General features: G+C 70.2%; 10 protein-coding genes. 7 read left to right on the top strand and 3 right to left on the bottom strand.

All coding sequences use genetic code 11. The annotated features are described in order from the left end of the window. Nucleotides 1–29: 29 nt before the first annotated feature. From UWG_RS0104705 to UWG_RS0104695, 3 genes are all read right to left on the bottom strand, one after another. A complete protein-coding gene (locus UWG_RS0104705) occupies nt 30–506 on the bottom strand; it encodes an ATP-binding protein (protein ID WP_016906050.1) in 477 nt (158 codons plus the stop codon). Then, nucleotides 500–1408, bottom strand: a complete 909-nt coding sequence (locus tag UWG_RS0104700; protein ID WP_016906049.1) for an MEDS domain-containing protein — start codon at nt 1406–1408, stop codon at nt 500–502. The genes UWG_RS0104705 and UWG_RS0104700 overlap by 7 nt, the downstream gene beginning before the upstream one ends. A 200-nt stretch (nt 1409–1608) precedes the next feature. Next, nucleotides 1609–3906, bottom strand: a complete 2298-nt coding sequence (locus tag UWG_RS0104695; protein ID WP_016906048.1) for a (Fe-S)-binding protein — start codon at nt 3904–3906, stop codon at nt 1609–1611. Between the two features lie 347 nt (nt 3907–4253). On the opposite strand from UWG_RS0104695, the gene dnaK reads away from it, so the two are divergent. From dnaK to UWG_RS0104660, 7 genes are all read left to right on the top strand, one after another. Further along, a complete protein-coding gene (gene dnaK / locus UWG_RS0104690; protein WP_016906047.1) occupies nt 4254–6125 on the top strand; it encodes a molecular chaperone DnaK in 1872 nt (623 codons plus the stop codon). Beyond that, nucleotides 6122–6841, top strand: coding sequence for a nucleotide exchange factor GrpE (gene grpE, locus UWG_RS0104685; protein WP_016906046.1), 720 nt, complete (start codon nt 6122–6124; stop codon nt 6839–6841). The genes dnaK and grpE overlap by 4 nt, the downstream gene beginning before the upstream one ends. Before the next feature lie 45 nt (nt 6842–6886). Next, on the top strand, nt 6887–8077 hold the full coding sequence (dnaJ, locus tag UWG_RS0104680; RefSeq protein WP_016906045.1) for a molecular chaperone DnaJ: 1191 nt from the start codon (nt 6887–6889) through the stop codon (nt 8075–8077). Nucleotide 8078: 1 nt separating this feature from the next. Beyond that, on the top strand, nt 8079–8552 hold the full coding sequence (locus UWG_RS0104675) for a heat shock protein transcriptional repressor HspR (RefSeq protein WP_016906044.1): 474 nt from the start codon (nt 8079–8081) through the stop codon (nt 8550–8552). A 287-nt stretch (nt 8553–8839) separates the two neighbouring features. Continuing rightward, the gene (gene clpB, locus UWG_RS0104670; protein WP_029391170.1) at nt 8840–11455 is read left to right on the top strand and encodes an ATP-dependent chaperone ClpB; all 2616 of its coding nucleotides are present in this window, start codon (nt 8840–8842) and stop codon (nt 11453–11455) included. A 103-nt stretch (nt 11456–11558) separates the two neighbouring features. Beyond that, nucleotides 11559–12098 carry a type III secretion system chaperone family protein gene (locus tag UWG_RS0104665; protein WP_016906042.1) on the top strand — a complete coding sequence of 180 codons (540 nt, stop codon included), beginning with the start codon at nt 11559–11561 and terminating at the stop codon, nt 12096–12098. A 179-nt stretch (nt 12099–12277) separates the two neighbouring features. Next, nucleotides 12278–12757: a hypothetical protein gene (locus UWG_RS0104660; RefSeq protein WP_016906041.1), complete on the top strand. Its 480-nt coding sequence runs from the start codon at nt 12278–12280 to the stop codon at nt 12755–12757. Nucleotides 12758–12776 lie beyond the last annotated feature (19 nt).

Here is a 12776-nt window from a genome sequence, read left to right as displayed (position 1 = left end):
GTGACATCCCGGCGGTCGGCCGCCCCGGCTCACTCGCCGGGGCGCCCGTCGTCCCATCCGCGCTCCTTCTCGCCTCCGGGAAGGCGCATCACGAGGGTGACGACGGAGCCCGTCGGCTCCTCGCCGCCGCGCGGCCAGCCGGTGGCGGTCACGGCCGGGGCGACGGTGAGGCCGTCGGTGACGAGGCGGGCGAGCCACAGGCCGCGCCCCGTCGACGCGCCGTCGAGCCCCGGCAGCACCTCGGGGATCACCTCCTCCGTGAACCCGGGCCCCGAGTCCGTCACCTGGCACTCCAGCTCGTCCCCCAACTGCCGCAGCAGCAGCCGCCCTTCACCGCCCGCGTGCTCGACGGCGTTGGCCGCGACGGCGTCCACGGCGACGACGAACTCCCCGCGCCGCGGCTCGTCGAGGCCGGCCCACGCGGCGCAGCTGTCGACCTCGATACGGACGCGTGGCAGGTCGCGGAGGGTGAAGTGGAGGCGGCAGAGGAGTTCGGGTGTCAGCATCGGCGCTCCTCTCCGTGCGCGGTGCGCAGGGTCAGCGAGGGGATTCCGGCGGCACCGAGCCGGCGCAGTACACGGTCCTGGATCGTCGTGCACACCACGTCGACGGCTCCGGCGGTGGAGGCGAGCCGCAGCAGCAGCGCGGCGCACCCGGCGCCGAGGAAGTGCAGCCCGGTGAGGTCGACGCGGAGGGGCGGTGCGGGGTGCTGCTCGCGCCGGGCGAAGGCGGTGTGCAGGGCGGCGGCGAACTCCTCCGCCGTCGCGATGTCGGCCTCGCCGACGAGGCGGACGGCAGGGTCGCCCGTGTCCGTCGCGGTGTGCGTGGCGAGGAGCGTCCCGATGTCGCCGAGGAGGTGGACCGGGTGCAACTCGTGGGCGGCGCTGAGGACTTCGGGCGCGAAGGTGTTGACGTCGTACGCGCAGACCTCGCTGTAGGCGCGCCCGGCGAAGAGGTGCCGGGCGCCGTGCTCGCATGCGACGACGTCGGCCGCCTCGGTGCCGAGGTCCGCGACCCAGCCCATGTCGATGTAGGCGCGGGCGGCGGAGTAGCCCTGGTCCACGGCGAGTCGGGACTCCTCGGCGAGCCGCTGCCACTGCCGTGCGGTGGTGAACCGGCGGTGCGGGTGGAGCAGCGCGCGCATCGAGGTGAGCTCCAACTGGCCGCTCCGCCAGGCCCGTCGGAGGTTGCCGCTCTCGGGGCCGATCCGGTCGAGGAGCTCGTCCGCCGTGACGGCGGGGTCGAGCAGGGCGAGCACCTTCTCGCCCTGGGCGAGGCCGTGGTGGACGAACGCGCCGAGCAGCGCCCACTTCGCCGCCTCGTCGCGGTACGCCGCGAAGGCGTGGTCGCCGGGGCGTATCCGCTGGACCGGGATGGTACGGACGTCGGGACCTGGGCGGTCCGCCACTTGGGTCGCCTCCTCGCGCTGTCGCGGCTTCGCTGAGGGGAGGCTAGGCGCGGGGCGCGGCTGTCGGTATCCCACGGACGGGGATTGGCGTGAGCTGCCCACATACTGATCGGATCTGGCCACGCTGCTACAAGAAAAAGCCGTGGCCGGAACCGTAGAGACGGTTCCGGCCACGGTCGCTCAGGCGCCGCGGCGGGGTGTCAGCCGGCAGGCGTCGGCTCGGGCTCGGGTGCGCCGGCTGCGTCCTCGTCGCCCGCGGGGTCGGTCGGTGCCTTGACGGAGTCGAGGAGGAGCTGGGCCACGTCGACGACCTGGAGGTTCTCCTTGGCTGCTCCGTCGTTCTTCTTGCCGTTGACGGAGTCGGTGAGCATCACGAGGCAGAACGGGCAGGCGGTGGAGACGATGTCGGGGTCGAGGGAGAGGGCTTCGTCGACGCGTTCGTTGTTGACGCGCTTGCCGATGCGCTCCTCCATCCACATCCGGGCGCCGCCGGCGCCGCAGCAGAAGCCGCGCTCCTTGTGCCGGTGCATCTCCTCGGTGCGCACGCCCGGCACGCTGGCGATGATCTCGCGCGGGGGCGTGTAGACCTTGTTGTGCCGGCCGAGGTAGCAGGGGTCGTGGTAGGTGATCAGGCCCTCGACGGGGGTGACGGGCACCAACCTGCCCTCGTCGACGAGGTGTTGGAGAAGTTGGGTGTGGTGGATGACCTCGTACTCGCCACCGAGCTGCGGGTACTCGTTCGCCAGGGTGTTGAAGCAGTGCGGGCAGGTCGCCACGATCTTCTTCGACGCCTTGGGCTTCTTCGTGCTCTCGTCCTCGTCGTCCTCGCCGAAGGCCGCGTTGAGGTTGGCGACGTTCTCCTCGCCGAGCTGCTGGAAGAGGAACTCGTTGCCGAGGCGGCGGGCGGAGTCGCCGGTGCACTTCTCGTCGCCGCCCATGATCGCGAAGTTGACGCCGGCGATGTGCAGCAGCTCGGCGAACGCCTTGGTCGTCTTCTTCGCGCGGTCCTCCAGGGCGCCGGCGCAGCCGACCCAGTAGAGGTACTCGACCTCGGTGAGGTCCTCGATCGTCTTGCCGACGATCGGCACCTCGAAGTCGAGCTCCTTCGTCCACTCCAGCCGCTGCTTCTTCGCCAGCCCCCAGGGGTTGCCCTTCTTCTCCAGGTTCTTGAGCATCGTCCCGGCCTCGGAGGGGAACGCGGACTCGATCATCACCTGGTAGCGGCGCATGTCGACGATGTGGTCGACGTGCTCGATGTCGACGGGGCACTGCTCGACGCACGCACCGCAGGTCGTGCACGACCACAGCACGTCCGGATCGATGACGCCGCCCTCTTCGGCGGTGCCGATCAGCGGGCGTTCGGCCTCGTCGAGCGCGGACTGCGGGACGTCCGCCAGCTGCTCGGCCGTGGCCTTCTCCTCGCCCTCCATGGTCTTGCCGCCGCCGGCGAGGAGGTAGGGCGCCTTGGCGTGCGCGTGGTCGCGCAGCGACATGATCAGCAGCTTCGGCGAGAGCGGCTTGCCGGTGTTCCAGGCCGGGCACTGCGACTGGCAGCGACCGCACTCCGTGCAGGTCGAGAAGTCGAGCAGGCCCTTCCACGAGAAGTCCTCGACGGCCGAGGCGCCGAACCGCACCTCTTCTGCGTTTTCGTCGTGCCCCTCGTCCAGGGCGGTCTCGAAGTCGATCTCCTTGCCGCCCGAGACCATCGGCTGCAGCTCGCCCAGTGCGGTCCCGCCGCGTGCCTCGCGCTTGAACCAGATGTTGGGGAAGGCGAGGAACCGGTGCCAGGCCACGCCCATGTTCGTCTTCAGCGCGACCGTGATCATCCAGATGAACGAGGTGCCGATCTTCACCATCGCGACGAGGTAGACGAGGTTCTGCAGCGCCCCCGTGCTCAGCCCGTCGAAGGCGGCCACCAGCGGGTAGGAGAGGAAGTACGCCGCCGTGTACCCGTCGACGTGGTGGAGGGCGCCCTCCAGGCCGCGCAGCAGCATGATGCAGACGCCGATGATCAGGATGACGGCCTCGACGAAGTACGCCTGGCCGGTCTTGGAGCCGGCGAAGCGGGACTTGCGCTCGGCCTTGCCGGGGCGGTTGAGCTGCCGGATGACGATCAGGGTGAGGATGCCGAGCGTCGTCATGGTGCCGATGAACTCGATGAAGAGCTCGTACGGCAGCCAGCTCCCGAGGATCGGCAGCACCCAGTCCGCCTTGAAGAGCTGGCCGAGCGCGTTGATGAGCGTGAGCACCAGCGTCAGGAAGCCGACGGCGACGAACCAGTGGGCGACGCCCACGATCCCCCACCGGTTCATCCGCGTGTGCCCGAGGAACTCCCGGAGGAGGGTGACGGTGCGCTGCCATGGCTCGTCGGTGCGCGAGCCCGCTGGTACAGGCTGCCCCAGCCGTACGGCCTGGAAGATCTGCGCGACGGCACGGGCGAACAACGCGACGCCCACCACGGCGAGTACCAACGACACGATGATCGCGGCGAGTTGCATGGACGGCTCCTCGGGCCTCGAGAGCGGGTGCTTCGGGCGAGCTTTCGGGGTGCACGTGAGCGGTCGGCGGCCGCACCCTCAACTGCGCTTACTAAGCAGTAACTTAACCCATCCCGTCGAGACTACTCACTCGCTCCTGCGCACAGTAGGCGGCCGAGCGGTGATCTGCGTCGCTCGCGCGGGCGTTCACGCCGTGGTGCGCGATGACCGTACGGGGTCCTCCCCCGCCCCTGCGTATGTGGGCCACAAGAGGGTTGAGTGTCCTACGCTCATGTCTTTTGACGCACGGCTCGTAGTGAGGCACTCTTGAGTCAGCTTCACTCAACAGATTCATGGAGGAACCCGAAATGGCTCGTGCGGTCGGCATCGACCTGGGTACGACGAACTCCGTCGTCAGTGTTCTCGAAGGCGGTGAGTCCACCGTCATCACCAATGCCGAGGGCGCCAGGACCACGCCGTCCGTCGTCGCCTTCGCGAAGAACGGCGAGGTGCTCGTCGGCGAGGTCGCCAAGCGTCAGGCGGTGACCAACGTGGACCGCACCGTGCGCTCGGTCAAGCGCCACATGGGCACCGACTGGAAGATCAACCTTGACGGCAAGGACTTCAACCCGCAGCAGATGAGCGCGTTCATCCTGCAGAAGCTGAAGCGGGACGCGGAGTCCTACCTCGGCGAGAAGGTCGCGGACGCGGTCATCACGGTCCCGGCCTACTTCAACGACTCGGAGCGCCAGGCCACCAAGGAGGCCGGCGAGATCGCGGGCCTCAACGTGCTCCGCATCGTCAACGAGCCGACGTCCGCCGCCCTCGCGTACGGGCTGGAGAAGGACGACCAGACCATCCTCGTCTTCGACCTCGGCGGCGGCACCTTCGACGTCTCGCTGCTGGAGATCGGCGACGGCGTCGTCGAGGTGAAGGCCACCAACGGCGACAACCAGCTCGGCGGTGACGACTGGGACCAGCGCATCGTCGACCACCTCGTCAAGCAGTTCCAGGCGGCCAACAACGTCGACCTCTCCAAGGACAAGATGGCGCTCCAGCGCCTCCGGGAGGCCGCGGAGAAGGCGAAGATCGAGCTCTCCTCGTCGACCGAGACCACGATCAACCTTCCCTACATCACCGCCTCCGCCGAGGGCCCGCTCCACCTCGACGAGAAGCTGACCAGGGCGCAGTTCCAGCAGCTCAGCCAGGACCTCATCGACCGGTGCAAGACCCCGTTCCACAACGTCATCAAGGACGCGGGGATCGAGCTCTCGCAGATCGACCACGTGGTCCTCGTCGGCGGCTCGACGCGTATGCCCGCCGTCGCGGAGCTGGTCAAGGACCTCACCGGCGGCAAGGAGGCGAACAAGGGCGTCAACCCGGACGAGGTCGTCGCCATCGGCGCCTCGCTCCAGGCCGGTGTCCTCAAGGGTGAGGTCAAGGACGTCCTGCTCCTCGACGTCACGCCGCTCTCCCTCGGCATCGAGACCAAGGGCGGCATCATGACGAAGCTGATCGAGCGCAACACCACGATCCCGACGAAGCGTTCGGAGACCTTCACCACCGCGGAGGACAACCAGCCCTCGGTGCAGATCCAGGTCTTCCAGGGCGAGCGCGAGATCGCGGCGTACAACAAGAAGCTCGGCATGTTCGAGCTCACCGGCCTCCCGCCGGCCCCGCGCAACGTCCCGCAGATCGAGGTCACCTTCGACATCGACGCCAACGGCATCATGCACGTGGCGGCGAAGGACCTCGGTACGGGCAAGGAGCAGAAGATGACCGTCACCGGCGGCTCGGCGCTGCCGAAGGACGACATCGACCGCATGATGCGCGAGGCCGAGCAGTACGCGGACGAGGACGCCAAGCGCCGCGAGTCCGCCGAGACCCGCAACCAGGCCGAGCAGCTCGTCTACACGACGGAGAAGTTCCTCAAGGACAACGAGGAGAAGGTCCCTGCCGACACCAAGAGCGAGGTGGAGTCCGCCGTCGAGGAGCTGAAGACGCAGCTCAAGGAGGAGGGCGACAACACCGCCGCGCTCCGCGAGGCGAGCGAGAAGGTCGCCGCGACGAGCCAGAAGCTCGGCCAGGCGCTCTACGCCGACGCGCAGCAGGCGCAGGCGGGCGGCGCCGAGGGCGCGGAGGCCACCGGTGAGCAGGCCGGCGGCAAGGCCGAGGACGACGTCGTCGACGCCGAGATCGTCGACGACGACCAGCAGAAGCCGAAGGACGGTGCCGCGTGACGGAGGAGACTCCGGGTTTCGACAAGAAGGAGCCCGACGTCCCCGCCGAGCCCGGACCGGCGCAGCCGGACGAGCACGAGACCTCGGCGGCGCAGCCCGCCGGGGCCGGCCCCGGGCAGGACGGGGAAGCGAACACAGCAGGCGAGGCAGCCCCCGAGCAGGAGGCGCCGCAGAGCCCCGAGGCGCAGGAGGCCGCAGCACTCACGGCCCAGCTCGACCAGGTCCGCACGGCGCTCAACGAGCGCACCCAGGATCTCCAGCGGCTCCAGGCGGAGTTCCAGAACTACCGCCGCAGGGTCGAGCGGGACCGCGTCGCGGTGAAGGAGACCGCGGTCGCCAACCTGCTCACCGAGCTGCTCCCGGTCCTCGACGACATCGGCAGGGCACGGGACCACGGTGAACTCGTCGGCGGCTTCAAGCAGGTCGCCGAGTCGCTGGAGACCGTGGCGGCCAAGATGGGCCTGATGCAGTTCGGCAAGGAGGGCGAGCCCTTCGACCCGACGGTCCACGAGGCGCTGATGCACTCGTACTCCCCGGACGTCACGGAGACGACGTGCGTGCAGATCCTGCAGCCGGGGTACCGAATCGGCGAGCGTACGATCCGCCCCGCCAGGGTGGGTGTCGCCGAACCGCAGCCGGGCGCACAGCAGTCGGCGGGTGCTGCCGAGGGCGAGCGCGCGGAGGAAGAGGAGCCGGGTGGGCCCGAGGAGGGCTGACCGCAGCCCGTGCCACAGGCTGAGCCGGGAGGAGGGACGTCGGGGATGAGCACCAAGGACTTCATCGAGAAGGACTACTACAAGGTCCTCGGCGTCCCTCGGGACGCCACAGAGGCCGAGATCAAGAAGGCGTACCGGAAGCTCGCGCGGGAGAACCACCCCGACGCCAACCGCGGCGACGCGAAGGCGGAGGAGCGGTTCAAGGACGCCTCCGAGGCGTACGACGTTCTCGGCGACGCCAAGCGCCGCAAGGAGTACGACGAGGCGCGCGCCCTCTTCGGCAACGGCGGCTTCCGCGGTCGCCCCGGCCAGGGCGCCGGCCAGGGCGCGGGGAGTTACAACTTCGACCTCGGCGACCTCTTCGGCGGCACGCAGCCGGGGCAGCAGGGCGGAGCCGGCGGCTTCGGCGGCGGCCTCGGGGACGTCTTCGGCGGCCTCTTCAACCGCGGCGGCGCCGGTACCCGCACCCAGCCGCGGCGCGGGCAGGACGTCGAGTCCGAGGTGACGCTGAGCTTCACCGAGGCCGTCGATGGCGCGACGGTGCCGCTGCGGATGTCCAGCAGCGCGGCGTGCAAGGCGTGTTCGGGTACCGGCGACAAGAACGGCACCCCCCGGGTCTGCCCGACCTGTGTCGGCACCGGGCAGGTCAGCAGGGGCGGTGGCGGTGGCTTCTCGCTCACCGACCCGTGCGTCGACTGCAAGGGCCGCGGTCTCATCGCCGAGGACCCGTGCGACACCTGCAAGGGCTCCGGTCGGGCGACGAGTTCGCGCACGATGCAGGTGCGCATCCCGGCAGGCGTCAGCGACAACCAACGCATCCGCCTGCGCGGCAAGGGCGCGCCCGGCGAGCGGGGCGGGCCCAACGGCGACCTCTACGTCGTCGTGCACGTCGACCCGCACCCGGTCTTCGGGCGCAAGGGCGACAACCTCACCGTGACCGTGCCGGTCACCTTCGCGGAGGCCGCGCTCGGCGGTGAGGTCTCGGTGCCGACCCTCGGCGGGCCGCCCGTGAAGCTGCGCATCCCGGCGGGTACCCCGTCGGGACGCACGATGCGGGCGCGCGGCAAGGGGGCGACGCGCAAGGACGGGTCCCGCGGCGACCTGCTCGTCACCGTCGACATCGCGGTGCCGCGGGAGTTGGGCGAGGAGGCCAGGAAGACCCTGGAGTCCTACCGTGAGGCGACCGCGGAGGAGAATCCGCGGGCAGCGCTCTTCGAGGCAGCGAAGGGAGACTGAAGTGGACGGCCGAGGCGGACGAAGGCAGCAGTTCACCGGCGGTCCTGCGTACGAGCTGACCGAGGATTCGCCGGTCTACGTCATCTCGGTCGCCGCCCAGCTCTCCGGCCTGCACCCGCAGACGCTGCGGCAGTACGACCGCCTCGGCCTGGTCTCCCCCGACCGGACACCGGGCCGGGGGCGCCGGTACTCGGCGCGGGACATCCAACTCCTGCGCCAGGTGCAGCGGTTGAGCCAGGACGAGGGGATCAATCTCGCCGGCATCAAGCGCATCATCGAGCTGGAGCACCAGGTGGCGGCGTTGCAGTCGCGGGTCGCCGAGCTCCAGCAGGCGGTCGAGGGCGCGGCCGTCGCGATGCAGCAGCGCGAGGCCCAGGTGCACGCCTCCTACCGGCGCGACCTCGTGCCGTACGAGGACGTGCACTCCTCCAGCGCCCTCGTCGTCTGGCGCCCGAAGCGCGGCGGCAACCGCTAGCGGAGGCGCGTACACCGGGCGGCCGACTACCCGGCCGCTCCGGCGGCTTCCCGCCCGTTTGCGGGGCGGGGCCTTCCGCTCTTCTGCGGGCGGACGTCCGAGAGTTCACCGAGAGCGGAGCGACAACCCCTTCTCCCCGGGAAGGAAAAGTGTCGCCGCAGAGTTGAGCAGAGTAGACGCAACTTGCTGCATGGCAGGAGCGGCAACCCGCCCCGCGGGCAGGGGAGATCGCCGCCGTGCGGACCGGACAGCAGGAACAACAGAACCCACAGGAGGAGCGCAGCACCGTGGACGCCGAGCTGACCAACAAGAGCCGGGACGCGATCGGGGCGGCAGGTCGCCGCGCCCTCTCCGACGGCCACCCCGACATCACCCCGACCCACCTCCTCCTCGCGCTCCTCTCCGCCGAGGAGAACGAGAACATCCAGGACCTCGTCGCCGCCGCAGGCGCCGACCAGGCGGCACTGCGCTCGGGCGCGGAGCAGCAGCTCGGCGCGCTGCCCACCGTCCAGGGCTCGACCGTCGCCAAGCCGGAGCCCGACCGCGACCTCCTCGCCGCGCTCGCCGACGCCTCGCAGCGCGCCAAGGACCTCGGCGACGACTACGTCTCCACCGAGCACCTGCTCATCGGCATCGCGGCCAAGGGCGGCCAGGCCGGCCAACTCCTCACGGAACAGGGCGCCGACGCGGCGAGCCTCGCCGACGCGTTCCAGTCGGCGCGCGGCTCCCGTCGCGTCACCACGCCCGACCCGGAGGGCGCGTACAAGGCGCTGGAGAAGTTCGGCACCGACCTCACCGCCGCGGCGCGGGACGGCGGCCTCGACCCGGTGATCGGCCGCGACCAGGAGATCCGCCGCGTCGTGCAGGTCCTCTCCCGGCGCACCAAGAACAACCCGGTGCTCATCGGCGAACCGGGGGTCGGCAAGACCGCCGTCGTCGAGGGCCTCGCGCAGCGGATCGTCAAGGGCGACGTCCCTGAGTCGCTGCGGGACAAGCGCCTCGTCGCGCTCGACCTCGGCGCGATGGTCGCGGGCGCGAAGTACCGCGGTGAGTTCGAGGAGCGGCTCAAGACGGTGCTCTCGGAGATCAAGTCGAGCGAGGGGCAGATCATCACCTTCATCGACGAGCTCCACACGGTCGTCGGCGCCGGAGCCGGCGGGGACTCGGCGATGGACGCGGGCAACATGCTGAAGCCGATGCTCGCCCGTGGTGAGCTGCGGATGGTCGGCGCGACGACGCTCGACGAGTACCGCGAGCGGATCGAGAAGGACGCCGCGCTGGAACGCCGCTTCCAGCAGGTGCTCGTCGCCGAGCCGACGGTCGAGGACTCCATCGCCATCCTCCGCGGCCTCAAGGGGCGCTACGAGGCCCACCACAAGGTGCAGATCTCCGACGGCGCGCTCGTCGCGGCCGCCGCCCTCTCCGACCGGTACATCACCTCGCGGTTCCTCCCCGACAAGGCGATCGACCTCGTCGACGAGTCGGCCTCGCGGCTCCGCATGGAGATCGACTCCTCTCCGCTGGAGATCGACGAACTCCAGCGTTCCGTCGACCGATTGCGCATGGAGGAGATGGCGCTCGGCAACGAGACCGACCCGGGCTCGGTCGAGCGGCTGGAGCGGCTGCGTCGCGAACTCGCCGACAGAGAGGAGGAGTTGCGCGGTCTCACGGCACGCTGGGAGAAGGAGAAGCAGAGCCTCAACCGCGTCGGCGAACTCAAGGAGCGCCTCGACGAGCTCCACGGCCAGGCCGAACGCGCCCAGCGCGACGGCGACTTCGACACCGCGTCGAAGCTGCTCTACGGCGAGATCCCGGGCGTGGAGCGCGAGTTGGCCGAGGCGTCCGAGGCCGAGGAGGCCGCCTCGCTCCGCACCAAGCAGACCATGGTCAAGGAGGAGGTCGGCTCCGACGACATCGCCGACGTCGTCGCCTCCTGGACCGGAATCCCCGCGGGGCGGCTGCTCGAGGGCGAGACGCAGAAGCTGCTGCGCATGGAGGACGAGCTCGGCCGGCGGCTGATCGGCCAGTCCGAGGCGGTACGGGCCGTCTCCGACGCGGTGCGCCGCAGCCGTGCGGGCGTCGCCGACCCGGACCGCCCGACGGGGTCCTTCCTCTTCCTCGGCCCGACCGGTGTCGGCAAGACGGAGCTGGCGAAGACCCTCGCGGACTTCCTCTTCGACGACGAACGCGCCATCGTCCGCATCGACATGAGCGAGTACAGCGAGAAGCACTCGGTCGCCCGCCTCGTCGGCGCTCCCCCCGGGTACGTCGGGTACGAGGAGGGCGGCCAGCTCACCGAGGCGGTGCGGCGGCGCCCGTACAGCGTCGTGCTCCTCGACGAGGTGGAGAAGGCGCACCCGGAGGTCTTCGACCTGCTCCTCCAGGTGCTCGACGACGGCCGGCTCACGGACGGGCAGGGCCGTACCGTCGACTTCCGCAACACCCTCCTCGTGCTCACCTCCAACCTCGGGAGCCAGCACCTCACCGACCCGTTGGAGAAGGAGGAGTCGAAGCGCGAGTCGGTGCTCGCGGCCGTGCGTGCCGCGTTCCGGCCCGAGTTCCTCAACCGCCTCGACGACCTGGTGGTCTTCACCGCGCTCGACACCGAGCAGCTCGGGCGGATCGCGGAACTCCACATCCGCGCCCTCCAGAGCAGGCTCTCGGAGCGCAGGCTCACCCTCGACGTCACGCCCGCGGCGCTCGGCTGGCTCGCCGTGGAGGGCAACGACCCCGCGTACGGGGCGCGTCCGCTGCGCCGCCTCGTGCAGACGGCGATCGGCGACCAGCTCGCGCGGGAGCTCCTCTCGGGCGAGGTGAAGGACGGCGACACCGTCCGCGTGGACCACGTCGAGGGGTGGGACGGGCTGATCGTCGGCGCGGCGACGGGCGAGACGGCGGACTGAGCTCCGGGCGCGCGGGGCGGTGCGTGCCCGCGCGCCTCCAGGGTTGCGAGTACCTGGCCGGGATGAGGGAGGATGGCGGAATCCGTACGAAGGGAAGTCCACGTTGAGCATCGACCCGTCCTCGATCCCGAACTTCGGGGGACAGCAGCCCGAGGAGCAGCCCGAGGAGCAGGGGACCGGGCCGAGCGGCCCGATCGTCCCCGACCAAGAGCTGGTCAAGCAGCTCCTCGACCAGATGGAGCTCAAGTACGTCGTCGACGACGAGGGCGACCTCGCTGCACCGTGGGAGGAGTTCCGCACCTACTTCATGTTCCGCGGCGAGGAGGAGCAGCAGGTCTTCTCGGTGCGTACGTTCTACGACAGGCCGCACTCGATCGAGGAGAAGGCCCGCATCCTGGAGACGGTGGACGACTGGAACCGCCGCACCCTGTGGCCGAAGGTCTACACCCACACCCACGACGACGGCTCCGTCCGCCTGATCGGCGAAGCCCAGATGCTGATCGGCACGGGCGTCTCCCTGGAGCACTTCGTCTCCAGCACGGTCAGCTGGGTCCGCGCCTCGATCGAGTTCGACAAGTGGCTGCTGGAGCAGCTGGGCCTCGGCAAGGACGTCGACGACTCGGCCGACCCCGGCGAGGAGTGAGCGCACCGCACCACCGCTTCCCCCGGCCCGTGCCCACCTGAACTCCGGTGGCGCGGGCCGGAGTTGTGCTCGTGGCAGCGGCGGCCCGGTTCCGCCGTGGCACGCGCCGGCAGGGCTTGGTAGCTTGACGGCTCTGCGCCGGGCAGCGGGGTCTTTTACGTGAGACAGGGGCGGGGAATATGTCGTTCGAGCAGGAGTGGGCGCAACTCAAGAGCGGTGCCGCCGGGAAGACGACGGCGACCCGGCTCAATCAGCTTCCCGCGTCGCCCGGTGGCGGCGGTCAGGACGGCCTCGTCGTCAACCAGGACGATCTCGGCGCCGTCGGCAACGACGCGTACACGCTCCACAACAAGCTGCGGAAGCGTGCCGACATCGCGGGCGCGGGCAGTGAGGACAGCGACGACGGGGAGGGCAGCACCGCCCTGGCGGCCCGCGAACTCACCCGGCGCAACTTTCGTCTGGGCGGCGAGTTGAGCACCGCGTTGAGTGTCTGGGAATCCCAGGTGAAGACCGTTCGCCAGATGTGTGCGCACATCTCCAACCACTTGGATTACTCAAAGGCCCGGCACGCCGAGGACGAGGACCACATCGCCGCCGCGATGCGCGACCGGAACGGCGAGCCGATGAGCGTCTCCCGGATATCCGGGCTCGTGGACTGAGGGCGGGCGGCGATGGGGC

It is taken from the genome of Streptomyces xiaopingdaonensis, from assembly GCF_000262345.1.
Taxonomy (GTDB): domain Bacteria; phylum Actinomycetota; class Actinomycetes; order Streptomycetales; family Streptomycetaceae; genus Streptomyces; species Streptomyces xiaopingdaonensis.
The sequence above is the reverse complement of the archived record's forward strand: the minus strand, read 5'-3'. Positions and strand labels throughout refer to the sequence as shown.